The sequence below is a fragment of the Halorubrum trueperi genome (assembly GCF_042662525.1).
Lineage (GTDB): Archaea > Halobacteriota > Halobacteria > Halobacteriales > Haloferacaceae > Halorubrum > Halorubrum trueperi.
This window is the reverse complement of sequence record NZ_JBHSXI010000008.1, coordinates 149284-172872: the sequence shown is the minus strand read 5'-3', so window position 1 is coordinate 172872 and position 23589 is coordinate 149284. Positions and strand designations below refer to the sequence as shown.

Below are 23589 nucleotides of genomic sequence, written 5' to 3'. Positions count from 1 at the left end.
TATAATTGTTGTGTCGCTTCCTCGAAACTCCTCTTGGTGGCGATCGGCAGGGAATGCGACGATCGGCAGGGAACGCGACGATCAGCAAGGAACGTGACTATCGGCGGAGAGGGCTAGGCCTCTCCGCAGTCGCACCCGCCGGACCGGAGGAGGTCGCCGACCGCGTAGTCGGTACCGCAGTCGGGGCAGATGACCCGCACGTCGACCAGTAGCTCGTAGTCGTGATCGGTCAGATCGCCGGCGTCCACGAGCGCGTCGACGGTGGACTCCGTGACCGCGGCGGTGCGACCCTGCAGGCGTTCCAGGGTTTCGAGCTTTCGCTCGACGCGGCCCTCCGAGCGGTCAGGGAGTTCTGCCCCCCGGTAACTCGTGAGGTACGTGTGGATCGCCTGGTGAGTGACGAAGTCACCGAGGACCTCGTCGACGTCGACGCCGGCTTGCTCCAACTCGCGACGCTTCCGTAGCCGGTCCGCGCTCCCGGTCTCGTCGTCGGTCAGGGCGGCGTACGCGCTCGCCACGTCACGCTCGACCGACGACTGCCCGGCCGCGCGCATCGCCGCTTCCAGCACGCGGCGATTGAACACGTCTGCGAGATTGCGGAGGCTCGTCCGCTCACCGTCGACGCCGGTCCACCGCTGCTCCAAGCGGTCACCCAACTGCGCGAGATCGTACTTCTCGAGTACACGCGCGACCTTGCTGTTCGGCCGCGGCGACGTATCGGTCATACGTGGTGCGACGGGCCCAACCGTTACAAAGATAGCGGTGTAACGGAAATTGGTCGAAGTGCGGTTTTCGTGCGCTTCAGTACGTTCGATCGGCGATTTCGTCGTCGAGGTCGTCGAATCGATCGAGGTACGATCGGCGCTCGGAGCGGAGCGCGGTGTGCGCCGCTTCGAAGTCGTCGACGCGGTCCGCCACGCCGAACCGATCGATGTCGATGTCGGGCACCTCACTCGGCACTTCCAGATCGAGGTCGGCGTCGCGCTCCCACTCGATCCGGCCACGCGCAGCGCCTTCGAGGACCGCGACGGTCTCCTCGACGCCGACGTCGACTGGGTCGTCGGTACCGACAGCGCCCGTGTTGATGACGTAACACTCGAGATCGAGGTCGGCGATGAGATTGCGGAAGCGGTTGCCCTCCTCGCCGCGCGAGCCGACGATGAACGGGTTCGTTCCAACGACCCGGATCGACTCGCCGATGCGCGACGGGTCGCCGGCGCTCGTCTCGACGGACTCCCCCAGCATGAACGCGACCGCGGCCTGCTCGGCGGAGAGGCGGGCTATCGGGGGCATGAGCGGGTTCCGCGTGATGAAAAACACCTGATCGACCCGGTCGAGGTCGATACCGTCCGCCGAGCTGTCGAGGCCGCTTCGCCGGACCACGGCTCGCGCGTTTCTCCCGTACCGCGGCTCGTCGAATCGGACCGTCCCGTCGTCATCGACGGCGACATTCTCCAGGACGGCGCTCTCGTCGGTCGCGGCGTCGTGGAGTTCGGGCTGTTCGTCGGCGTCGAGACCGAACGTCTTGATGTAGAGACCGCCCCCTTCGCTGCCGGCGACCGTGCCCGACGGGAGCAGCGCGCAGACGTCGTCTTGGATCATCTCGACGCCCTCCGGATCGTCGAGCCAGAGGCCGTGGCTGGTCAGCGTCGACTTGCCCGTCCCGGAGAGGCCGAGGAAGACCTGTCCCACCTCGCGGCGACCGTTCTCGTCGTCGAGCGTGACGCGCTTGCTCCCGGCGTGGAGGCCGAGCCCGCCGCGTCGCTTCGCACGATGCATGAACAGCCGGAGAAAGGATTTTTTCGCCTCGCCGGTGTAGTCGCTGCCGAGGACCGTCGTGACACCCGCGTCGGGGGCGACGCGAATGCGGGGCTCGTCCGTCGCGTCGGGAAGCTGTACCGTGACGAAGTCGACCGGCTCGCCGTCGGCCGGTTCGAGCAGCTTCGCCCACGCGAGCGCGATGCGGCCGTACTCCTTCGGGAGGTACAGCCGACAGACGTGCGACGCCTCGGGATGACGGCCGACGACCCGATCGACGCAGATCACGTCGTTGTCTGGGTTCTCCACCCAGTCGAGGCCGCGTTCGAAGGCGGCGTGATCGTCGTCGTCGAAGCCGTCGTCCACGGCGTTTTTCGTGGCCGCGGAACTCCGCGATCGGTACTCGCTCACGTACGACGGCGACTCGTGCTCCGTCGTGGTCTCGAGGTGACTGGAGTACGCACGCAGATCGGCGAAAGACGGGTTGTACGTGACGTGCTCCGTCGTCTCCGGGTCCGGGTAGTCCGTCGGTTTCGGAACTCCCTTGAGAGCGGACATTCTGTGAATAACTCCGGCAGAGAGTCTATTAAGACTGGTGAAAGGGGGAACATAGGCGAGACGAATTCACTCACATTCGCGTAGCAAATCGTCGAATCTCCCGGACGCCAACGAGACCCGAGCGAGCCGGTCATGGAGCCACAGTCGACGCCGCTTCGCCCCGGATCGAGAAAGCGTCGAATCCGATCGGACGGGGCATCGAATCCGACGTGAAAGAAATTACTGTCGCGCATCCTCAGACGGTGCCCACACAGGGATAGATCGGAACACATATCGGATATAAATATTATAAAAATATTCGATAGGTTCTGATAAAAGACGAGGGTTGTTCTCACAAAGAGGGGGAATAAAGATGGCTATCTGACCCATAAAATCAAAATAAATACCATATAAGTGCTATAAAACAGAATTTTATAAATGATTGTGTAGAAATACGGTCATTTTCCAATTCGTATGAGATCGCCACTATAGTTTAATAAATAGTATATTTAAATCAATATAAAAGATATTGTATTCGATTTTCGAACGCGGGACGGAGGAAGATGAGCGGGAACCGTGTGAGCCGTCACGGCGCGCGTCGGTGGGAGCCGACGAAGCGATCGGTTCATCGATTGCCGCGCGCCGAGATCCTCGTTGATGAGTCGCGATCATGGGTCGCAGTCGGAGGTCATGGTCATGGATTATTGTCGTGAGATTGAAGTGCCATTACAGCAGTATAATTGTAATTTCATAGCGAGTAGAGGAACAGACGGCGGAGAGACGCCGAACCGGGCGTTCGGACTTCCCGAACGGACGCGAGGCTCGCGGCGGGACGCGAGTCGATTCATGGCTTCGTGAGATCGGAGACGAACTCGTTCGACATGTTGATCGTCACTTCGATCAGGTTCGCGGTGCGGGTCACCGCCTCGGTGCTCTCCTGCCGGAAGCGCTCGCCGTGCAGTATGCTCGTCGGGCCGGAGACGCTGACGGCCCCGAGAACCTCGCCGTTCGGTCGGCAGATCGACGCGCCCACGGCTCGGAAGCCCTCGATTTCCTCCTCGTCGTTGGAGGCGTAGCCGCGATCGCCGATCGTCGACAGCTCCTCGAAGAGCGAGTCCCTGTCGGTGATCGTGTGCGGCGTTCGCCGGACGAGTCCGTGGCGGTCGAGGATCGACTCGACGTCCGTCCGGGAGAGCGACGCGAGTATCGCCTTTCCCGTGGCCGTCACGTGCAGCGGTTCCGGCTGCTGGATCTTCTGCGTCTGATAGTCGTATCGACCGACGTCGTCGCCTTTCGCCTGATAGAGATTGACTCCGTGCCCGTTCTCCTCAACGGTCAGATGCGCGTACAGTCCCGTCTCCGCCGCGAGATCGTCGATTTCGTCGCGTGCGATCTGAAAGAAACGGCTCTGGTTACGGACCGACTCGCCAAGGAGCGACAGTTTTTGCGCGAGCGTGTACTTTTCGCCGTCTCTAACGACGTACCCGGACTGTTCGAGCGTTTTGAGATAGGCGTGGACGGTGCTTTTCGAGAGATCGAGCGCCCCCGCGAGTTCCGTCACGCCCAGACTTCCCCGACGAGCGAGCGCGTCGATTATCTCGATCGTCCTCGATACCGACGTTCGCGTTCCCGATGTGTCGCCCGAGACGGCGTCGTTCATATCGCGATCAACGAGAACGGTGGGCCTTAATCGTTCCCATATACTGAATAATATTCTACTTCGGACCTATTATTAACTAGTACATTCGATAGAATGTCTATGATTGTCCAGTTATAATCGCATTTTCTCCGGACGAACCGCGTGTTTGCGACGATTCAGGCCAGTGTCGTTCGGGCTGTCCGAACACCCGTCGATGTTGCCGGTACGGCGCGGGTTCTCATGTCCCTCGAAGCGGTGAGCGGTACCGTTATTATCGTGGTCCGTATTGGCACGCTCGTGACGGTTGCACTTGATAAAGACCGCCTCGTGGACGCGATGAAAACGCAGGCGGCGATCGGCGGAACCGACGACGGCGGACTTCACCGGCTAGCGCTCTCGGACGCGGACGGGGCCGCGCGGGACTGGTTCGTCGAGCAGTTGCGGAAGTTGGACCTGACCGTGCGGATAGACGAGTTCGGAAACATCTTCGGTCGCCGTCCGGGAACGGATCCGGACGCGCCCCCCGTGCTCGTCGGATCACACCTCGATTCACAGCCGAACGGCGGCATCTACGACGGACAGCTGGGCGTCGTCGCGGGGCTCGAACTGCTTCGAACGCTCGATGACGAGGGGATCGAAACCGGCCACCCGATCGAGATCGTCAACTGGACCAACGAGGAGGGGTCTCGATTCCAGCCGGGGCTCCAGGGAAGCGGCGTCTGGTCGGGGGAGTTCGACCTGCAGACCGAGTACGACCGCACGGATCGCGACGGCGTCCGCCTGCTTGACGAACTGGAGCGAATCGGCTACCGGGGCGACACCCCGGCCGAACCGACCGAGGAGTACGAGGCGTACTTCGAGCTCCACATCGAGCAGGGGCCGTATCTCGAACAGAGCGGAAACGACGTCGGCGTCGTCACCGGGGTCGTGGGGCTCTCGTGGGGCGAGGTGACGTTCACCGGGGAGGCCAACCACGCCGGAAGCACGCCGATGCACCTGCGGTACGACGCCGGCGTGCCGGCCGCCGAACTCCTCGTCCAGATCAGACGGCTTCCCGGTCGGATCGGGGAGCGGACCGTCGGAACGGTCGGGTCCGTCGACGTCGAACCCGATTCGATCAACATCATTCCGGAAACCGCCACGGTCACGTGGGACGTCCGTGACCCGTCCGACGACGTGGTCGATCGGGCCGTCGACCGACTCTCGGCGGAGGCCGAGGCGGCGGCGGGAAGGGAGGGCGTCGACTACGAGATCGAGGAAGCGGCCCGGACCGGGAGCGCAGAGTTCGACGAGGACTGCGTCGAGACCGTTCAGCGCGTCGCCGACGAGTTCGGATACGAGAGCATGCGTCTGTTGAGCGGCGGGAACCACGACGCCTCCCACGTCAACGAGGTCTGCGACTCGGCGATGGTGTTCGCGGTCAGCGAGGGCGGAAAGAGCCACACCCCCGAGGAGTTCACGAGCTGGGGCGACTGCTACAAGGCGGCGAACACCGTCGCCAACGCCACGCTCGCGACTGCCATTGACGACGAAGAATCGACAAATAGCCGCCGACGAATAGCCGCCGACGAATAATCGACGGATAGCAGACTGCCACCGACGACGACCGATCGTCTTCCCCCCGATGGCTTCATCTGGGCGCGTGGCCCGGCGGGCGTTCAGCGCTCGGCCGAACCGTACCGAGTCGGAATTCGGTCGCGGTTCACTGAGTCGAGAAGGCGTCCGCGATGCCGTGGCTCCACCGAATCACGTCCTCGTCTGCGCCGAATCGACCCGCGAACTGCACGCCGAGCGGGAGCCCCTCGTCGGTCTCGCTCGCCGGAACCGTGACTGTGGGAAGACCGGCATGCGTCCACGGGAGGTTCATAACGGGGTCGCCGGTGCTGTCGATTCCCTTCGGGGCCGGTCCGGGCGCGGCGGGCGCGATCCACAGGTCGATCCCGCGTCCGTCCATCAGGTCGGTCAGGGCCGCTCGGAGCTCCCCGCGGCTTCGCCGCCCCACCGCGAGCGTCTCCATCGTCGCCTCCATCCCCTCGGTTATCAGCTCGCTCGTCTCCTCGGCGTACTTCTCGCCGTGTTCGCGGTACCAGTCCTCGTGAGCGACGGCCGCGTCCGCGGCGACGAGTCGCTGATGTCGCTCGTTGACCGCGTCGATGTCGCCCATCGCGTCGACGCGAACCACGTCGTATCCCGCCGCGATCAGCTCGTCGAGGTGGTCCTCGAACGCGGCGAGCGCGACGTCGGACGCCTGTTCGAGGTACGGACCGTCGGGGACGCCGATCGTCGGCGACTCCGTCGACGCCGGCAGCGTCCGCCACGAATCGCAAAGCAGGGGCGCGACGAGCGCCGTTCCGGCGGTGTCCTGCGTGAAGACGCCGACGTGGTCGACCGACACCGACAGCGGGATGACCCCCTCCGTCGAGATCCGTCCGAACGTCGGCTTGAATCCGACGACCCCGCAAAAAGCCGCCGGACGGATCACCGATCCGATCGTCTGCGATCCGAACGCGACCGGACAGAGTCCCGCGGCGACCGCCGCCGCCGACCCGCTGCTCGATCCGCCGGGCGTCCGCTCCGTGTCATGCGGGTTTCGCGTGGGACCGGGCGACATGTGCGCGAACTCCGTCGTCACCGTTTTTCCCAACACGAGCGCGCCGGCGCGCCGGAGCGCCGTGACCGCGTCGGCCTCCTCGCCGGTGAGCGTCTCCGGAGGGAGATCCGAGCCAGCCCGCGTCGGGAGCCCGTCCGCGTGGAAGATGTCCTTCACGCCGACCGGGACGCCGTACAGCGGCGGTCGATCCGCCGGGTCCGGGTACCGCGCTTCGAGCGCGGCAGCGTCGCCCCTGAGCCGATCCCAGCGACCGTCCTCGTCGACGAGGGCTTCGATCTCGGGATCGACGGCCGCCGCACGGTCCGCCAGTTCGTCGACGTACGCGTCGAGTTCGATCCGTCCGCTTCGCAGGTCGTCCGCGGTATCCGCGAGTGGCTCGCTGTGTAGCACGGCAGTAGCTGTCTCGTCGGCCGTGTTATATCGTTCGTTTCCGTAGTATTTTGCCGAGACGGCCGTACACCCCGTCAGTTCGATCGGTTCAGCCCGGACGATCGTCGAAGCAGCGTGCCTCCCGGGCGGAACGGCGCGCGTCTCCTAGGCGGGACGGTGCGCGTCTTCCGGGCAGAACGATGCCACGCCTCGGCGGAACGTCCCGCGTCTCATGGGGGAAACGTCCCGGATCCCGTCGGCGGAACGACTATGTCGGTCTCCGCCCATGCGGTGGACGATGGACACCAGCCGTCCCGAAGAGATACGATTCTTGTCACAAGACGAGGCGATCGACGCGGGCGCGACGAACGTGAACCGCTGCGTGGACCGAATGGAGCGCGTCTTCGAACTGTACGACCGGGATCGCGTCGTCATGGGCGAGAGCGGGCAGTACCTGCACGGGCACATGACGACGTTTCCGGGCGGGTTGGCCGAGCCCGACGCGGGGAGACTGCGGTCGGAGAGTCGCTTCGGCGCGATGCCGGCCTACGTCGGCGGCGACGTCGACGCGATCGGCGTCAAGTGGTACGGGTCCGTCACGGCACGACCCGACGAGGACGCCCCGCCGCGATCTGCGCCGCTACTCGTGCTGAGCGACCCGGATACCGGACGGCCGCTGGTCGTGATGGACGGGAGCGTCGTGAGCAGCGTGCGAACGGGGTCCGTGGCCGCATTGGGTGCGCGGTACCTGCAGGGCGACCGCGCGAAAACGGCGACGATTATCGGACCGGGAGCGGTCGGACGGGCGGCGACGCTCGCGCTCGACGCGACGCTGGAGTCACTGGAGGAGATACGAATCCACCATCCGGAAGCGCGGAAGGCCGAGGCGGTTCGAGACGCGATGCGCGAGCGGGTGACGTCGACGATCACGGCGACCGACTCCGCGAGGGACGCCGTCGTCGGAGCCGACGTCACCGTGGTCGCCGCGTCGCGGAACCCGGTACCGCGGATCGATACCACGTGGTTGGCTGAGGACTCGACCGTGATCCAGTTGGGTGACCTCCGAGTGGGGCTGGACGCGTTCGACGAGGACCGGATCGTCTGTGACGTCAGGCGGCATCCGCTGGAGTTCGAACGACAGGTCGGGTGGGAGTTCACCGCCGAGTACACCGCCGCCGTCGAGGACGACGAGTCTGGGTTCGAACTCGCCGACGTTCGAACGCTCCACGAGCTCGTCGGGGGGACGGACACCGAACCGACCGAGGGGAGATCCATACTGTCGTCGCTCGGGCTGCCGATGGAGGACGTTGCCTGGGGAGCCGAGGTGTATCGGAACGCCGTCGCCGAGGGGATCGGTCAAACGCTAACACTGCGGACGGAGCCGCACTTCGAAAAGCCGTACTGAGCCGGTTCGATAAGATGAGTCGGTGAGGCGATTCGGCGAGATGAGTCGGTGTGAGCCGGTTTGGTGAGATGAATCGGATAGGCGTGTCGTCGAGGCGTGTCGTCAAGGCGTGTCGACGGGGCGTGCCGGCGGTGAAACGGGACCGCACTCGAAGTCCGAGTGGCTACGTCAGTGATGTCGGTTCGACGAGTTTTGTGTCTGCCCATCACCCGGGACGACCTCTGTGGTGTTTTAGGTAGTTTAATCAAAGCACTTTTAACCGATGATCACTCCCGGATTGTTGATGGATATCGCGAAAAAGGTTGCAGATAACGCGCTCGTACGCACGATATCTGATCAGGATCGTGTTGGGAGCCTAGAAGATAACTACATCGTCAGAAACCTCTGGGGGGGTCTCCGCGAGATGGTGAGCGATCGGATGACGGCGTTCTACTTCGGCATCCTCGTCACGATTCTCCTGATGGGAGTGTTCGGCCCCATGCTCGCCCCGTACGGGGCCGAGGAGATTCATTTCAACCCCCAGACGGGCGAGATGCTGCGGGCGGAGTCCCCGTCGCTCGCTCATCCGTTGGGGACGACGTTCAACGGATACGACGTGCTCACCAGGCTGTTGATCGGGGCTCGTCCGACCGTCATTACCGGGATCATCGGCGGCGGCATGATCCTGTCCATCGGAACCGCCATCGGCGTGACCGCCGGCTACGTCGGCGGACGCACGGAGACCGCCCTGATGCGGTTCACCGACTTCGTGTACGGCGTCCCGCTCATCCCGTTCGGCATCGTGCTCATCACGTTCCTCGGAGTCGGGTTCATCCCGTCGATCATGGTGATCGGGTTGATACTCTGGCGCGGTGCCGCCCGGGTCATCCGGGCACAGACGCTGAAGGTGAAACAGTACCCGTTCGTGCAGGTCGCCAAGGCGAGCGGCGCGAGCACGCCCCACATCATCGTCAAACACATCCTCCCGAACGTGGCTCCGATGGCGGTGTTCTTCCTCTCGTTGGGCGTCGGCTACGCCATAATGCTCCAGGCGAGCCTGACGTTCCTCGGCGTCGCCGACCCGTTCATCCCCTCGTGGGGAGTCATGATCCGGAACGCGTTCAACTCGGGGTACATGGCGACAGCCTGGTGGTGGTCGGCACCCCCGGGACTGCTGATCGCTATCACGGTCCTTGCGACGTTCATGTTCGGACGGGGGTACGAAGGAGGCGACGGCGCGGCTGACAACAACGCGATTGCTGCCTGATATGAGCGATCCACTACTCGAAGTCGACGATCTAACGGTACAGTACGAGACGGACGGCGGCATGCTGACGGCCGTCTCGAACGCGTCCTTCGGTATCTCCGAGGGCGAGTTCTTCGGACTCGCCGGCGAGTCCGGATCGGGAAAGAGCACGCTGGCGAAGTCGATCATCGGCGGACTCGACGACAACGGACGGATCGCTTCGGGAACGATCAAGTACCGCGGCGAGGAGATCCAAGACCTCTCGGAGCGCGAACTCAGCGAGCGGATCCGCTGGAAGGAGATTTCCTGGATCCCGCAGGGCGCGATGAGCAGCCTCGATCCGCTCCAGCGGGTCAGCGAGCAGGCACTCGAGATCGGAAACGTCCACACCGACCTGCCGGACGACGCGATCCGAGAGAAGCTCAAGGAGACGTTCGACATCGTCGGTCTCCAGGAGAGCAGGATAGACGACTATCCGCACCAGTTCTCCGGTGGAATGCAACAGCGGGCGATCATCGCGCTCGCGCTGTTCCTCGAACCGGAGGTCGTGATCGCGGACGAGCCCACGACGGCGCTCGACGTGATCATGCAGGACCAGATATTCACGTACCTCGATCGGCTGAAAGAGGATCTCGACGTGAGTCTGCTGTTGATAACCCACGACATCAGCGTGATCTTCGAATCCTGCGACAGCGTCGCCATCATGCACGCGAGTCAGATCGCCGAACGGGGAACGACCGATGCGGTCCATGCCAACCCGCGGCACCCGTACGCGTTCATGTTCAAGGAGGCGTTCCCCGACATCCGAGAGCCCAAACGCGAACTGGAGGTCATCGAGGGGCACCCGCCCGAGCTGATGGGCGAGGTCGACTTCTGTAGCTTCGCTGACCGCTGTCCGTGGGCCGCGCCCGAGTGTCGGGACGGGGCACCGCCGACCGAGTCGGTCGATGACGGCGATCCGAGCCACGTCACGGCGTGCGTCCGGAGGGAGGAGGCGTACGAGCTGTACCAGTCGGATGCGTCGCCGGCCGAGGGCGGCTCCGACGCACAGAGCATCACGCAGATGGGGGAGGTGGACTGACCGTGAGCTCGGATCAGCCGGTGTTGGAGATCAGGAACCTCGAGAAGTACTTCGAGGGGAACACGGACATCGTCGACGTGCTCATGCGGCGCGAGCCCTCGCAGATCCAGGCGGTGGACGGCGTGTCCATGACGCTCGAAGAGAACGAGTCGGTCGCCGTGATCGGCGAGAGCGGGTGCGGGAAGTCGACGCTGTTGCGCACGCTGATCGGACTCCACGACATCTCCGCCGGGGATATCGTGTATAAAGGGACGCCCGTCTCCGAGTTCGATAAGGCGGACTGGAAGGAGTACCGTCGGAACGTCCAGGTGATCTTCCAGGACCCGTTTAACTCGCTGAACCCGAAGATGACCGTTCGCGAGTCGTTGGCGGAGCCGCTGAACATTCACGGGATCGGGAACAAGGAGGAGCGGATCAGAAACGTGCTGGAGCAGGTCGAACTCCAGCCCGCGGAGAAGTACCTCGACAGGAAGCCGGCGAACCTCAGCGGCGGCGAGAAACAGCGCGTTTCCATCGGCCGCGCGCTGATCCTCGACCCGGATGTCGTGCTGGCCGACGAGCCGGTCTCGATGCTCGACGTGTCCACGCAGGCGGCGGTGTTGACGAAGATGAAGGAGCTGATCAACGACTTCGACGTGTCGATGATCTACATCTCCCACGACCTGTCGACGGTGTCGTACATCGCCGAGTCGGTCAAAGTCATGTACCTCGGTCGGTTCGTCGAGTCGGCGCAGACGGAAGCCATCCTTCGGGACCCGAAACACCCGTACACGGAGGCGCTCGTCTCGGCGATCCCTGTCCCCGATCCGACGTACGACCGGGAGCGGACCGAGATGTCCGGCGCGCCTCGGGATCCGATCGACATCGGCGAGGGCTGTCGGTTCCGCGATCGGTGTCCCGAGGTGATCCCGCCGGACGACATCGACATCGATCAGCGGGCGTACCGGGAGATCATGTCGTTCCGCGAGTTCCTCGAGCGCGAGGAGGTGGATCTCGACCGCATCGAGGGCATCGTGGAGCGGAACGAGCGCACCGCGCTGGTGGACGCGATCGAGCGCGAGTACTTTAGCCGAGAACTCACCGGCAAAAACGAGTCCGCGCTTCGGGCGGCGCTCACGTCGCTGGCCGACGGCAACGAGGACCTCGCGATCGACCGCCTCCGTGAACGATTCGGGAGCGTCTGTGAAACCACCCCACCGGCGGTCGAGGCCGAACCCGAGTGGCGCGTCGCGTGCCACCACCACACGAACGAGGATCACCACCGCGCGAACGACGGACGGACGGTGGTAACGGAGGGACGAACGGACGCGAACGAGAACGCGGCACACGCGGAGCAACCATGAGCGAGAACACCAACGAGACGGCGGTGGAACCGAGGCGGAGAGCCGAACGCGGCGCAGGCGACCGCAACCGCGTGGACGGCCGCGACAACGCAGACGGTCGCGACGACGGAGGGGATCGGTAGATGTCGTCGCTGAAGCGCTACTTCGCCGTTCGGTCGGTACAGACCGTCTTCATGCTGGTTCTCGTCATGACCGCGCTGTTCGTCCTCTTCCGCTCCATGCCGGGGGATTTCACCGCGCAGATGGCGACGTCGGGGGCGAACGCCGAGGCCCTCCAGGAGATCCGCGAGCAGTGGCGCTTGGACGAGCCGATCTACGTCCAGTACTGGCACTACCTCGCGAACCTCGCGCAGGGGAACCTCGGGGAGTCCCCGGTGTACCGCGTCGACGTCTGGGAGTTCACGAAGCTCCGCATCTTCAACACGTTCATCCTCGTCGCCCCGGCGATGACGTTCACGTACGTTCTCGGCGTCGCGATCGGAACGATCGCCGGGAGCAACCGCGGGAGCGCGTTCGAGCGGTTCGGGATCGTTCCGATCATCGGAATCGGATCGTCTCCGGCCTTTTTCACGGCGATCATCCTGGTCGTCGTGTTCGCCGTCTGGTTGAACCTGTTTCCGACGTCGGGAATGCTCTCGCCCGGCTCACACGCGGATCTCGCCTGGTGGGAGCCGTACCTGAGTCGCGACTTCGCGATCCATTACGTCCTGCCGTTCGCGGCGATCGTCTGCCGGTACCTGTTCATCCCGACGCTGATCATGCGGAACAGCGTCGTCGAAGTGATGGGCGAGGACTTCACGGAGTACTACCGGTTGACCGGGCTCCCGACGCTGACCCGCCTTCGCCACGTCGCGAAACACGCCAGCATTCCGGTCATCACCATCTACCCCGTCTCGCTCGCACGCGCGCTCGGCGGGCTCGTGCTGATCGAGACGGTGTTCAACTGGCCCGGGATCGGCTTCACGCTCGTCGAGGCGGTGCTCGCGCGCGACTACCCGACGGTACAGTTCGTGTTCTTCGTGGTGGCCGCCTTCGTCATCATCTCGAACTTCGTCGTCGACCTCATCTACGGGGTGATCGACCCGCGGATCCGGCTCGACGGATAACCGCACGCGGTCCGGAATCGGTTCGAGCGATTGAACAGCGATCGGTGTCGATTTCTTTTAAATACTATAATTGATCATGATCGCCATCCGTCTAGCGGTTTTAGCCGATAGATTTATATACTAACGTAACGGGCACATGGTATGGCTGCTCATAGCAGGCAGACCGGCGGTAGCGAGGAAACGTTCGACCGGAGAACTCTACTACAGGCGCTCAGCGGGGCGGCCGCAGTCGGGCTCGCGGGATGTTCCGGCGGCAGCGGAGAGGGTTCGTCCGGATCTGACGAAAACCTCGGAGAACGCGTCTCGACGATACAGATGGAGTACTGGTCGGACTACGGCGGGTTCACCACGACGCAGGAGCAGATGGCCCCGACCATCCGGCAGGGAATCGAGGGACTGGGCACCGAGGTCGACATCGTTCCCAAGGACCTGGGGACCAATACGGGCCAGCAGGCAAACGACGAGAACCGCGATAACAACATCTCGTTCACGTGGTGGGTGCCCGCGTCCGACCGGCTCGACCCCCAAGAGCTGTTGAACAACATGCGGCTCGACTGGGCGGGGGCCAACGGGCAGAGCAACACGTCGAACTACGCCGACTGCGAGTACACGCGCCTCCTCATCGAACAGACCGGAGCCGAGACGCCGGAAGAGCGCGAGGAGGGGCTCCACGAGACGATCGCGTACATGTCCGAGGACTGCGCGATAGACAACCTCTGTCCGGTCGCGAACATCGGCGCGTGGCGGACGGACATGGTCGACATCGACGGCGTCGGAACCGGCGGGCTCGCCCGGTCTAACGCGGAGTGGATCTTCAAGTCCGAGCTGACGGACGGCGACGAGCTCGTCGTCGGGATCGACCCCATCGCGACGGAGACGACGAACTGGATGACTCACACCGCTTCGATGCCGGAGTCGATGTGGCAGCACATGATCCACTCGCCGATCCACAAGTACGACGAGAACTACGAGATCGTCGAGCTCCTCGGATCCGTCGACGTCGTCGACAGCCAGGAGGTCGTCGTGGAGCTGTTCGACGACGCGACCTTCACGAACGGCGACCAGGTGACCGCCCAAGACGTGAAGTTCACGTTCGAGCAGATCCTCCGCGGCGGCGATGCGGGTGCGTACCCCGGCGCGGCACCGGTCCCGTACGACGCGATCGAGGCCGTCGACGAACAGACGGTGCGGTTCACCTTTACCGAATCGTACATCCCGTTCGCCGAGACGACGCTCATGCGGTGGGGGATCCTCCACCAGGAGTCGTTCGAGGAGGCCGGCGCGGTCGAAGATCCGGGCGGCGCGAGCTTCGAGACACCGATCGTCTCGTCGGGCCCGCTCGAAGTCGTCTCCATCGAACAAGGCCAGCGGATCGTTACCGAACCGCACGACGGGCACCCGCAGTACGAGGCGGCACAGCCGGTGACCTTCGAGGCGTACCGGAACGAGGAGTCGATGATCAACGCGCTGGGGGCGGGCGAGGCGCACGTCGCCGTCGAGATCTCGCCGCCGAACGCGACTCGGGTGAACGAGGAGATCGACGACGCGGAAGCGCGGTTCGAGGGGACGCACACCTCGTACAACCTCCAGTACATCTGCCACACGGCACCCTGTAAGTTCACGGAGTTCCGCAAGGCCATCGGCGCGTCCGTCAACCGGGATCAGCTCGTGAACACCGCGTTCGACGGTCGAGTGGAGCCGGACATGTTCCCGACGTACATCTCGGAGAATCACCCGATGTTCCCGCCGGAGGACATGCTGTACGAGCACCCCGACACGAGCGGAGACGTCGAAGCCGCCCGCACGATGCTGGAGGACGAGGGGTGGGGATGGGACGGCGACGGTAACCTCCACTACCCGCCGGACGCCGACCTCGAACCGCTCTGGCCCGAGGGCGAGGTGCCCTCGGCCGAGGACTTCCCCTGTATCGACGAACTCGGCTTGGACCCCTGAACCACCAGAGAGACACCGCACGACACACAATGAACGCCAATCGCATATCCGCAACGAGAGTTCCATGGAGGGAGATCCATGGAGGGAAATCCATGAAGGGAAATCCATGAAGGGAAATCCATGAAGGGAAATCCATGAAGGGAAATCCGTGACGACCGCCGCAGAAACCGTCGACGAGTGGATTACGGCGGGCGTGTTCGAGGCGTCGGCGGACGGACTGACGCCGAGCGAGGAGTTTCGGTCGACCGTTTCCGAGCGGCGGTCCGCGATCGCGGACGGACGCGAAGACGCGCTCGCGGACCTCCCTGACGCCCTGGAACCGGGTGACGTCGACGCCGAGCTACTCGCGACCTACGCGACTCTGCGCGAGCGAAATCCGGACGTCTCGTCGACGCAGGCGCTCGTCACGTCGGTCCTGCTCGATTCGTCGGCGGCCGGACGTCCGCCCGCGTCGGGAGCGCCGGAGGGATTCGTCCCGGTTCACGGCGAGGACGCGATCCGGCTCGTCGACCTGTGTTCCCGGTGCGTCGTCTACGTCTGGCGCGAGGACTGTCCCCCGTGCGACGCGATCCGATCGAACCTCAGCGGGAGGTTCGGGGAAGATCCGCCGGACGACGTCCTCGCGCTCGCGGTGTACGGTCCGGACTGCGCGTCCCGACTTCGCGACCGATACGATGTCGTCGGGGGGCCCACGACGCTGTTCACGCTCGACGGGAGCGTGGACGCCCGGTTCGTGGGCGTCGCCGACGAGGAAACCGTCGAACGGGAAGTCAGAACGCTTCGAGAGCGGTCCTCCCGGCCGTCGTAGACCGTTCCGACAACCCACCGTCGGGGGACGTTCCGCCGTCGGCCGGCATCCCGCCCGATCGGCGTGTCGGTTGCGACCCCACCGAGACGAACCGCCCGTGCGACCGTCCCCACGACGCCGGCTCGAAGCCGGACCGTAGTCCGCCGAGAGATCATCGCTTCAGAACCAATGAGACGCCCGACGATGCGCCGGTTCGCCGACTACGACGTGCTCGTTCTCGTCTCGCTCGTCTGGTTTCTCGGGAAGTTCGTTCGATACTCCTTTCCGCCCCTCTTCGAGCCCGTGCAGACGGCGTACGGGATCGGTACCGCGACGATCGGAAGCGCGTTCACCGGGTTCATGCTCGTGTACGCCCTGATGCAGTTTCCGAGCGGGGTGGCGGCCGACCGGATCGGGTCGGTCCGCGTCGTCGTCGCCGGGGCGACGATCGCCGGAATCGGGGCGCTCGCGGTGGTGCTCGACTCGTCGTTCGCGCTGCTCGTGGCCGCGATGCTCGTCATCGGCGCGGGAACGGGAGTCCACAAGACGGTGGCCGTCCGGCTCGTCGCGCGCGAGTACCCGGCCCGGACGGGCCGAGCGCTCGGGGTACACGACACGCTCGGCGCGTTCGGCGGGGTGGCCGCGCCGACGGCGGCCACCGTCTTCCTGTCGACGCCCCTCTGGCTCGCGCCGTTCCTCGCGCTCGCGGGGCTGTCCGGTGCCGGTTGGCGCGGGATGTTCCTGATCAGCGCCGTCGCCGCGTTCGCGCTCGCGGCCGCCTTCGGCCTCCGATTCCGCGGACGACCCTCGGACGGCACCGACGTACTGGAAGAGGACAAATCGCACGACGGCGGATCGGAAGATGTCGAATCACACGACGAACGAAGAGACACCCAACGGGACGGCGACGAGCCCAGGCCCGACGTGCTCGCTTATTTCGCGCTGCTGCGCGACGGGCGGTTCGCCGCGTTCGTGCTCGTCGCTATCGGCGTGTCGTTCGCGCACAACGGGTTGGCGGCGTTTCTCCCGTTATACCTCTCGCGGGTATCGGGCGTGACGACCGCGACCGCAAGTCTGCTGTACTCCGTGTTCTTTTGGACGACGTTCGTCCAACTCGTCACGGGCGAGAGTTCCGACCGAGTGGGACGGCTGCCGGTGATGGTCGTCGCGGGCGGGGTCGCGACCGCCGGGCTGTGGGGAATCGTGCTCGCGCCCGACGCCGGGCCGGTCACGCTCGGCGCGTTGATCGCGGTCGTCGGGGTCGGCGCACAAGGGTTCACGCCGGTCCGCGCGGCGTATCTGATGGAACTCCTGCCCGAGCGGCTCGCGGGCGGCGGGCTGGGCGTCGTCCGCACGCTGTTGATGGGCGTGGGTGCCTTCGCTCCGGGCACCGTCGGAATCGTCGCCGACGCGTTCGACTTCCGCGTCGCGTTCGGGATGCTCGCGACCGTGCTCGCGGTCGCCACCATCGGCGCGGTGGGGCTGTGGGCGACGGGATCGTGAGCCGCTTTTAAGCGATCCACGTACGATGGTGTTGACTACCGGTGCGCAGTGCCCGTCGCGAAACGACGAACGGTACGACAACAGATGCTCGCAATCGATATCGACGGAACGGCGGCCACGGCGGAAGTCGACGAGTGACGAACCGAGACGAACGGCCACTCGGAATTCGAGTATCCCCTGTCAGCGTGAGCGGACGGATTACTATAATATAACGGAAAGAAGCTAAATAATAAACGATTACTGATAGTATGTGCGGGTGAGAGCGACGAGCGCGAAGCCGCGAGTGGCGTTCGGCGAGGTATCCGCGCATTAGGTCCGTTACCGCCGAATACAAGGTTTAAGCGTGATCGCTCGTTGAGGATATGCGAGACCGTCCAAAACGTTCGCGCGGATCGCCAGATTGTGGTTGAATCGTCAAATCGTGTCAAGATCGGTTGACAGAGCCACGAGCGGCGCGTACCAGCCTCGAATCGGCCGGTGGCTCCGGATCAGAATGTGCTGGGATCTCGTCTCGGAAGTGACGGATCGGTCGTAAGACGATTTATCAATATAAACAACAATGTGTGGGATTGAGTATTTTAGTTCGATAATGATCGGAAGGAACTGGCTACAGCAAATACCGGTCACGAACCGCGCGAGCGACTACTCACCCCCGTATATATCAATGGAGCGACCAACCGGTGGATATGAAATGCCCTCCACCCGATACCGGTCGGCGGCGAGCGCTTCAGGTGATCGGAGGTATCGGCATGACGGCCACCGCCGGGTGTCTCACGTCGTTCTCACGATCGGACTCCTGTTCGGCCTCGAACGAAGGCATCTTTTCACTGGATGACGCAACGGCGACCGGCATCTCCAACGAGTGGAGCACACCGCTCGACGGGTTGCCTCACGCTACACGGGTCGCCGTTACCGACGCACTCGATGCGGAGACTGGTGAATCGACCTCCAGGGGATACTACACACCGGATCCACGGACGGACTTCGTCGTCACGGGACCTGAAGCGCGTTACTACCGCCTCGAAACGACCGATTACGACGAAATACAGACGACCGGATACGAATACTCGGTCGAGGTCGACGTCGATGAATCCACGCGCTCGGACGGTGTGACAGTCCGTTCGTTTCCGGAATTGCCCGCTCACGATCGCGAGTCGCTCCGCAGTGCGATTGGGAATCCGGGGCTCCTTCACGCACCACATTACACGGCCTTTTCTGTCGTGTTTGCATACGAACAGACGGATGAACGGGACCAGTCCGTGTTCATCCCGGAAGGTGCCACGCGCTATCTGGAATGGGATGAGACGTTGCTACGAATGACCTTCGAGGAGCAACGGGCGGTCTCGATCACGAGCACGACCGTCGCTACCGAACTCGTTGCAACTTCACCGGACGAGTTCAAAGAACACGTCGGCGAGGGCCGTGGCGTCGTTCTCGATTCCGTGACGAACCAACAGCAGGACATCGTGGCGCGAGCGATCGACGGAACGTACACCGAGTGTGAACCGTATTCGGAGCCGTTCAGCGGCCTCCGCGAACGCCTCGGAGCGCGTGACGATAGCGCCGTGAGACTCGTTCGGTACGACGGCGACTGGTACTTCAGTCAGCTCCAATGACCACGGGAAGATCGGTATCCATCGGTCAGTAGGGGTTCAATTGGGTCGAGAAATCGCACCCGTACGTTTGAAGATTAGGATCACAGAGAAGCCGGCCCGGGGATCCACGAACACTAACGTTTTGGCGGTGAGCCGCGTAGTGTGCCGTGGTATGTCACAGCAAGGAGTCGAAGAGGAGCTGTACGTCGATCAGTACACGCTCGGACTGGTCGGGCCGGATCAGGAGTGGGCCGGCACGGTCGCGGACGGGGGAACGGTCACGACGTACACGCCGCCGGGGTGTTGGGGCCCGATGGTCACCCCCTCGTTCCGCGGCGGCCACGAGGTGACGCGACCGATCCGCGTCGAGGGCGCTGCCGTCGGCGACGCCGTGGCGATCCACATCCGCGATATGGAGGTGACGAGCATGGCGACGAGCACGGGCTCGATGGCCGAGCGCGAGGGGGCGTTCGAGGACGACCCGTTCGTCGACCACCGCTGTCCCGAGTGCGGGACGACGTGGCCCGACTCGGTCGTCGAGGGCACCGGCGAGGACGCGATCCGCTGTGCCGAGTGCGGCGCGAACGCGTCCTCGTTCGGCTTCGAGTACGGCTACACCGTCGCGTTCGACCACGAGAACGCCGTCGGCGTCACGCTCGACAAAGACGGTGCTCACGAGCTCGCGACCGACGCCGAGCGCGTGATGGACATCCCCGAGAACTCACGCCAGCACCCCATCCTGCTGTACGAGCCGGACGGCATGCCCGGGACGCTCGGGCGGCTTCGCCCGTTCATCGGGAACATCGGGACGACGCCGTCGGTGACCATGCCCGACTCGCACAACGCGGGCGACTTCGGACAGAGCCTTATCGGGGCGGATCACGACTACGGCGTCGAGACCGAAGCGGACCTCGAGAAGCGGACAGACGGGCACATGGACATCCCCGAGGTCCGGCCGGGAGCCACGCTGATCTGCCCCGTCGACGTCGACGGCGCGGGCGTCTACGTCGGGGATCTCCACGCGAACCAGGGCGACGGTGAACTCTCCTTGCACACCACCGACGTGAGCGGTACCGTCACGTTCGACGTCGAGGTGATCGAGGGGCTCGAACTCGACGGCCCGGTGCTGCTCCCGAACGAGGCGGACCTCCCGTTCATCAGCGCGCCCTACAGCGACGACGAGGTGGCGGCCGGCCGTGCCCTCGGCGCGGACCACGGCGTCGAAGTCGAAACCGAGATGGCACCGATCCAGGTGGTCGGGTCCGGCGCGACGGTGAACGACGCCACGCAGAACGCCTTCGACCGGGCGACGACGCTGCTGGACATGAGCGAGGGCGAAGTGCGAGCGCGCTGCACCTTCACGGGCGGGGTCCAGATCGGGCGGCTCCCGGGCGTCGTCCAGCTCGACGTGCTCGCGCCGCTCGACGTGCTCGCGGAGCGGGGCCTCGACGAGATCGCGCGCGAACAGTACGACCGCTAACAACGAAGTCGGACCTCGCGACCGCTAACAACGAAGTCGGACATCGCTAGCGCGCCGAGATCGGACCGAAGAAAATCGTCGCGGCCGCCTCGCTACCGGTCCGTCTCCCCGCAGTCGCAGCCGCCGGCGTCGAGCAGTTGGACGATCCCGTACCGGGAGTCGCATTCGGTACAGTAGACGCCGACATCGACCATCACGTGAAACTCGCCGAGTGAGAGGTGCGACGTCTCCCGGAGCTGTTCGAGTTTGGTCTCCGCGACCGAACTCAGCCGGCCGCGAAGCTTCTGGATTGCATCGGCGACGGTTTCGGTTCGATCGCCGCTCGCGCGCTCGTACTCTGCGCCGCGATAGTCCCGCAGGTAGCTCCGGATCGCCTGGTACGTGACCACGTCGCGATCGAGGGCGTCGACGTCGACCCCCTCACGTTCGAGCCGCCGCCGGAGCTGCGTCCGCTCGGCCGCCCCGACCTCCGCTCCCGTCAACCACTGAACGATCGTCTCGATCTCGCTGTCGGACGGCCGAAGACCGGCCGCTTGGAGTCTCTCGCCGACGAGTTCGCGGTTGAACTCCGCGGCGAGATCGCGCAGGCTCCAGTGATCGTCGCCGGTCGCGGTCCACCGCGCTTCCAACTCGTCGCCGACGCCGGCGAGGTCGTGCTCGTCGACGAGTCGAGCCACCTTGCTTCGGCGTGCACCTGCTGAATCGCTCATCCGTACGTGCTGATCACAGGGCGCAAGCATAGGTATTGCTGTGGAGGAGACGCGAACGCCGATCGCCGCGACGGGACCCAAACGAATATGTACAATTGACATGAATATTCATGAGTAATGGTACCAGAGACCGAACTGCGAGAGATGTATGCGGACATGGTGACCGCTCGGTACTACGAGGAGCGGCTCCAAGAGGAGTACTTGGAGGGGAAACAACCGGCGTTCGACATTTCGGCGGGACCCATTCCCGGCGAGTTGCACCTCGCGGCGGGACAGGAAGCCGCCGCGGCGGGCGTCTGTCAGCACCTTCGCGACGACGACACAGTCACCGCGCCGCACCGGCCGCACCACGTCGCCATCGCGAAGGGCGTCGATCTGAAGCGGATGACCGCGGAGATATTCGGCCGCGAAACCGGTCTCGGGAAGGGGAAAGGCGGGCACATGCACCTCTTCGATCCGGACGTCAACTTCGCGTGCAGCGGGATCATCGCTGAGGGGTCCCCGCCGGCGGTGGGGGCTGGCCTCGCGGCGAAGAAGCGAAACGACGACAGCGTCGCGGTGTCCTACCTCGGAGAGGGCGCTATCGATCAGGGCGGGTTCCTCGAGTCGCTCAACTTCGCCAGCGTCCACGACCTCCCGGTCGTGTTCGTCATCGAGGACAACGACTGGGCGATCAGCATGCCGAAAGAACGGGTCACCGACGTCGAGGACGGCTCTCGTCGCGCCGACGGGTTCGATATGCCCGGCGTCCGGGTCGACAGCGACGACGCCGTCGCGGTCTACGAGGCCGCGAGGGAGGCGGTGGGACGAGCGCGCGACCGAAACGGGCCGTCGCTGGTGGAGGTGCAGGTCCACCGGCGGATGGGGCACTTCATGGGCGATCCGCAGACCTACCGCTCGGACGAGGACGAGACGGGAGCGCTCGCGCGCGACTCGATCGAGCGTCTCGCCGCGGATCTCCGATCTCACGGCGTCGAGGATGCGGCGCTCGACGAAGTGCGCGAGGAGGCTGAACAACGCGTCGACGAGGCGATCGCGTGGGCGAAAGAGCAGCCAGAACCGGATCCCGACGCGGCGTACGACGACGTGTTCGTGAATCCGCCCTCGGGTGTAACGGAACACGAGCCGGAGTTCGATCTCGCGGGGGGTGACGACTGATGACCGACCCGATCGATCGCGAGCTGACGATGAGCCGGGCGATGGTCGAGGCCATCGCTCACGAGATGGAGGCGAACGACGAGGTTTTCTACATGGGCGAGGATGTCGCCGACTACGGCGGAATCTTCGACAGCACCCAGGGGCTCCTCGACGAGTTCGGTCGCGACCGCGTGATGGACGTCCCGATCAGCGAGACGGCGTACCTCGGAGCCGCCGTCGGGGCCGCACAGGCGGGAATGCGGCCGATCGCGGAGCTGATGTTCATCGATTTCTTCGGCGTCGCGATGGACCAGATCTACAACCAGATGGCGAAGAACACGTACATGAGCGGCGGCAACGTGAGCGTTCCGATGGTGCTCACCGCCGCCGTCGGGGGGACGTACAACGACGCCGCACAGCACTCGCAGACGCTGTACGGAACGTTCGCGCACCTGCCCGGTATGAAAGTCGTCGTGCCGTCGACCGCGTACGACGCGAAGGGGCTGATGCACAACGCGATCCGCGACGACGACCCCGTCGTGTACCTGTTCCACAAGCGACTGATGGGGATCGGCTGGATGCCGGCCCCCGACGGACCGAAGACGCCTGTTCCCGAGACGGACTACGCGATCCCGTTCGGAAGCGCCGACGTGAAGCGAGAAGGGGACGACGCGACCATCGTCACGCTCGGGCTGCACGTTCACCGCGCGCTGGAGGCCGCGGACGCCCTCGCCGACGAGGGTATCGACGCCGAGGTGATCGACCTCCGATCGCTCGTTCCGCTCGACACCGAAACGGTGGTCGAGTCGGTGCAAAAGACCGGGAAGCTCGTGGTCGTCGACGAGGACTACCGCTCGTTCGGACTCACGGGTGAGGTCGTCTCGGCGGTCGCCGAGGCGGACCTCGATGCGTTGGAGGTGGTCGAGCGCGTCGCGGTGCCCGACGTTCCGATACCGTACTCCCGCCCGCTGGAAACCGAGGTCATCCCGACCGTCGGCGACATCGAAGCCGCGGTACGAGAGACCACATGAGCGGGTCCGGCATGCGGGTCGCGGTCACCGCGGACGGCGAGTGGGAGCGCGACGTCGACGAGACTGAGGGCGTCGTCGTCAACTGGTTCGCGAAGGAGGGACGCCGAGTGGAGGCCGGGGACCCGCTCGTCGAGGTGCAGATCGAGAAGGTCAGCATCGACATCCACGCGCCGGTCGACGGGACGCTCGACCAGATCCTGCTCGGCGAGGACGACGAGTTTTCGATCGGCGACAAGCTCGCGTGGATTCGGCCAGAAGAATCTTAGATAGATCCCCCAGATAAAGATCTTAGATGAAGATCTTAGATGTAAATGGTATA

Annotated in this window: 20 protein-coding genes; 15 read left to right on the top strand and 5 right to left on the bottom strand. The window is 64.5% G+C overall.

Annotation, left to right across the window (positions count from 1 at the left end; genetic code table 11):
* Positions 1 to 113: 113 nt before the first annotated feature.
* From rdfA (ACFQEY_RS07405) to ACFQEY_RS07395, 3 genes are all read right to left on the bottom strand, one after another.
* Positions 114 to 725: a rod-determining factor RdfA gene (gene rdfA, locus ACFQEY_RS07405; RefSeq protein ID WP_379766508.1), complete on the bottom strand. Its 612-nt coding sequence runs from the start codon at positions 723 to 725 to the stop codon at positions 114 to 116.
* A gap of 76 nt (positions 726 to 801) precedes the next feature.
* Positions 802 to 2316: a phosphoenolpyruvate carboxykinase (ATP) gene (locus ACFQEY_RS07400; protein ID WP_379766505.1), complete on the bottom strand. Its 1515-nt coding sequence runs from the start codon at positions 2314 to 2316 to the stop codon at positions 802 to 804.
* Between the two features lie 823 nt (positions 2317 to 3139).
* Positions 3140 to 3955, bottom strand: a complete 816-nt coding sequence (locus ACFQEY_RS07395) for an IclR family transcriptional regulator (RefSeq protein ID WP_379766502.1) — start codon at positions 3953 to 3955, stop codon at positions 3140 to 3142.
* 276 nt (positions 3956 to 4231) lie between these two features.
* Between ACFQEY_RS07395 and ACFQEY_RS07390 the strand changes: the two genes are divergently transcribed.
* Complete coding sequence (locus ACFQEY_RS07390; RefSeq protein WP_379766656.1) at positions 4232 to 5509, top strand: Zn-dependent hydrolase; 1278 nt, start codon at positions 4232 to 4234, stop codon at positions 5507 to 5509.
* Positions 5510 to 5636: 127 nt separating this feature from the next.
* On the opposite strand, the gene ACFQEY_RS07385 is transcribed toward ACFQEY_RS07390, so the two are convergent.
* The gene (locus ACFQEY_RS07385; protein WP_379766498.1) at positions 5637 to 6935 is read right to left on the bottom strand and encodes an amidase; all 1299 of its coding nucleotides are present in this window, start codon (positions 6933 to 6935) and stop codon (positions 5637 to 5639) included.
* A gap of 277 nt (positions 6936 to 7212) precedes the next feature.
* Here ACFQEY_RS07385 and ACFQEY_RS07380 point away from each other — a divergent pair, with 277 nt between their 5' ends.
* The 11 genes from ACFQEY_RS07380 (at position 7213) to ACFQEY_RS07330 (ending at position 20392) form a co-directional block, all read left to right on the top strand.
* Positions 7213 to 8319 carry a Rossmann-fold NAD(P)-binding domain-containing protein gene (locus tag ACFQEY_RS07380; RefSeq protein WP_379766494.1) on the top strand — a complete coding sequence of 369 codons (1107 nt, stop codon included), beginning with the start codon at positions 7213 to 7215 and terminating at the stop codon, positions 8317 to 8319.
* Between the two features lie 283 nt (positions 8320 to 8602).
* Positions 8603 to 9565 (top strand): ABC transporter permease, encoded by a 963-nt coding sequence (locus tag ACFQEY_RS07375; protein ID WP_379766491.1) that lies wholly within the window; start codon positions 8603 to 8605, stop codon positions 9563 to 9565.
* Position 9566: 1 nt separating this feature from the next.
* Positions 9567 to 10625 carry an ABC transporter ATP-binding protein gene (locus ACFQEY_RS07370; protein ID WP_379766488.1) on the top strand — a complete coding sequence of 353 codons (1059 nt, stop codon included), beginning with the start codon at positions 9567 to 9569 and terminating at the stop codon, positions 10623 to 10625.
* 2 nt (positions 10626 to 10627) lie between these two features.
* Entirely contained in the window at positions 10628 to 11968 is a 1341-nt protein-coding gene (locus ACFQEY_RS07365) for an oligopeptide/dipeptide ABC transporter ATP-binding protein (RefSeq protein WP_379766483.1), read from the top strand.
* On the top strand, positions 11965 to 12090 hold the full coding sequence (locus tag ACFQEY_RS07360) for a hypothetical protein (protein ID WP_379766480.1): 126 nt from the start codon (positions 11965 to 11967) through the stop codon (positions 12088 to 12090). The genes ACFQEY_RS07365 and ACFQEY_RS07360 overlap by 4 nt, the downstream gene beginning before the upstream one ends.
* The gene (locus tag ACFQEY_RS07355; protein WP_379766477.1) at positions 12091 to 13074 is read left to right on the top strand and encodes an ABC transporter permease; all 984 of its coding nucleotides are present in this window, start codon (positions 12091 to 12093) and stop codon (positions 13072 to 13074) included.
* Between the two features lie 141 nt (positions 13075 to 13215).
* The gene (locus tag ACFQEY_RS07350) at positions 13216 to 15027 is read left to right on the top strand and encodes an ABC transporter substrate-binding protein (protein ID WP_379766474.1); all 1812 of its coding nucleotides are present in this window, start codon (positions 13216 to 13218) and stop codon (positions 15025 to 15027) included.
* Positions 15028 to 15175: 148 nt separating this feature from the next.
* Complete coding sequence (locus ACFQEY_RS07345; RefSeq protein ID WP_379766471.1) at positions 15176 to 15835, top strand: TlpA family protein disulfide reductase; 660 nt, start codon at positions 15176 to 15178, stop codon at positions 15833 to 15835.
* A gap of 168 nt (positions 15836 to 16003) precedes the next feature.
* Complete coding sequence (locus tag ACFQEY_RS07340) at positions 16004 to 17317, top strand: MFS transporter (RefSeq protein WP_379766468.1); 1314 nt, start codon at positions 16004 to 16006, stop codon at positions 17315 to 17317.
* A gap of 749 nt (positions 17318 to 18066) precedes the next feature.
* Positions 18067 to 18933, top strand: coding sequence for a hypothetical protein (locus tag ACFQEY_RS07335; RefSeq protein ID WP_379766465.1), 867 nt, complete (start codon positions 18067 to 18069; stop codon positions 18931 to 18933).
* Positions 18934 to 19084: 151 nt separating this feature from the next.
* On the top strand, positions 19085 to 20392 hold the full coding sequence (locus ACFQEY_RS07330) for an acetamidase/formamidase family protein (RefSeq protein WP_379766462.1): 1308 nt from the start codon (positions 19085 to 19087) through the stop codon (positions 20390 to 20392).
* A gap of 92 nt (positions 20393 to 20484) precedes the next feature.
* Here the strand turns inward: ACFQEY_RS07330 and rdfA (ACFQEY_RS07325) are convergent, their stop codons facing one another.
* Positions 20485 to 21102, bottom strand: a complete 618-nt coding sequence (gene rdfA, locus ACFQEY_RS07325; protein WP_379766459.1) for a rod-determining factor RdfA — start codon at positions 21100 to 21102, stop codon at positions 20485 to 20487.
* Positions 21103 to 21246: 144 nt separating this feature from the next.
* Between rdfA (ACFQEY_RS07325) and ACFQEY_RS07320 the strand changes: the two genes are divergently transcribed.
* Genes ACFQEY_RS07320 through ACFQEY_RS07310 form a run of 3 tightly spaced genes read left to right on the top strand, consistent with a single transcriptional unit; the run spans position 21247 to position 23536 of the window.
* On the top strand, positions 21247 to 22260 hold the full coding sequence (locus tag ACFQEY_RS07320) for a thiamine pyrophosphate-dependent dehydrogenase E1 component subunit alpha (protein ID WP_379766653.1): 1014 nt from the start codon (positions 21247 to 21249) through the stop codon (positions 22258 to 22260).
* The gene (locus ACFQEY_RS07315; protein ID WP_379766456.1) at positions 22260 to 23270 is read left to right on the top strand and encodes an alpha-ketoacid dehydrogenase subunit beta; all 1011 of its coding nucleotides are present in this window, start codon (positions 22260 to 22262) and stop codon (positions 23268 to 23270) included. Before ACFQEY_RS07320 ends, ACFQEY_RS07315 begins: the two co-directional genes overlap by 1 nt.
* Entirely contained in the window at positions 23267 to 23536 is a 270-nt protein-coding gene (locus ACFQEY_RS07310) for a lipoyl domain-containing protein (protein WP_379766453.1), read from the top strand. The genes ACFQEY_RS07315 and ACFQEY_RS07310 overlap by 4 nt, the downstream gene beginning before the upstream one ends.
* Positions 23537 to 23589 lie beyond the last annotated feature (53 nt).

Excerpts from the sequence above, each read along its gene's own strand:
- ACFQEY_RS07310 (WP_379766453.1), top strand. The coding sequence starts at position 23,267 with ATGAGCGGGTCCGGCATGCGGGTCGCGGTCACCGCGGACGGCGAGTGG.
- ACFQEY_RS07350 (WP_379766474.1), top strand. The coding sequence starts at position 13,216 with ATGGCTGCTCATAGCAGGCAGACCGGCGGTAGCGAGGAAACGTTCGAC.
- ACFQEY_RS07315 (WP_379766456.1), top strand. The coding sequence starts at position 22,260 with ATGACCGACCCGATCGATCGCGAGCTGACGATGAGCCGGGCGATGGTC.
- rdfA (WP_379766508.1), bottom strand. The coding sequence starts at position 725 with ATGACCGATACGTCGCCGCGGCCGAACAGCAAGGTCGCGCGTGTACTC.
- ACFQEY_RS07360 (WP_379766480.1), top strand. The coding sequence starts at position 11,965 with ATGAGCGAGAACACCAACGAGACGGCGGTGGAACCGAGGCGGAGAGCC.
- ACFQEY_RS07375 (WP_379766491.1), top strand. The coding sequence starts at position 8,603 with ATGGATATCGCGAAAAAGGTTGCAGATAACGCGCTCGTACGCACGATA.
- ACFQEY_RS07320 (WP_379766653.1), top strand. The coding sequence starts at position 21,247 with ATGTATGCGGACATGGTGACCGCTCGGTACTACGAGGAGCGGCTCCAA.
- ACFQEY_RS07395 (WP_379766502.1), bottom strand. The coding sequence starts at position 3,955 with ATGAACGACGCCGTCTCGGGCGACACATCGGGAACGCGAACGTCGGTA.
- ACFQEY_RS07380 (WP_379766494.1), top strand. The coding sequence starts at position 7,213 with ATGGACACCAGCCGTCCCGAAGAGATACGATTCTTGTCACAAGACGAG.
- ACFQEY_RS07370 (WP_379766488.1), top strand. The coding sequence starts at position 9,567 with ATGAGCGATCCACTACTCGAAGTCGACGATCTAACGGTACAGTACGAG.
- ACFQEY_RS07340 (WP_379766468.1), top strand. The coding sequence starts at position 16,004 with ATGAGACGCCCGACGATGCGCCGGTTCGCCGACTACGACGTGCTCGTT.
- rdfA (WP_379766459.1), bottom strand. The coding sequence starts at position 21,102 with ATGAGCGATTCAGCAGGTGCACGCCGAAGCAAGGTGGCTCGACTCGTC.
- ACFQEY_RS07400 (WP_379766505.1), bottom strand. The coding sequence starts at position 2,316 with ATGTCCGCTCTCAAGGGAGTTCCGAAACCGACGGACTACCCGGACCCG.
- ACFQEY_RS07355 (WP_379766477.1), top strand. The coding sequence starts at position 12,091 with ATGTCGTCGCTGAAGCGCTACTTCGCCGTTCGGTCGGTACAGACCGTC.
- ACFQEY_RS07330 (WP_379766462.1), top strand. The coding sequence starts at position 19,085 with ATGTCACAGCAAGGAGTCGAAGAGGAGCTGTACGTCGATCAGTACACG.
- ACFQEY_RS07335 (WP_379766465.1), top strand. The coding sequence starts at position 18,067 with ATGACGGCCACCGCCGGGTGTCTCACGTCGTTCTCACGATCGGACTCC.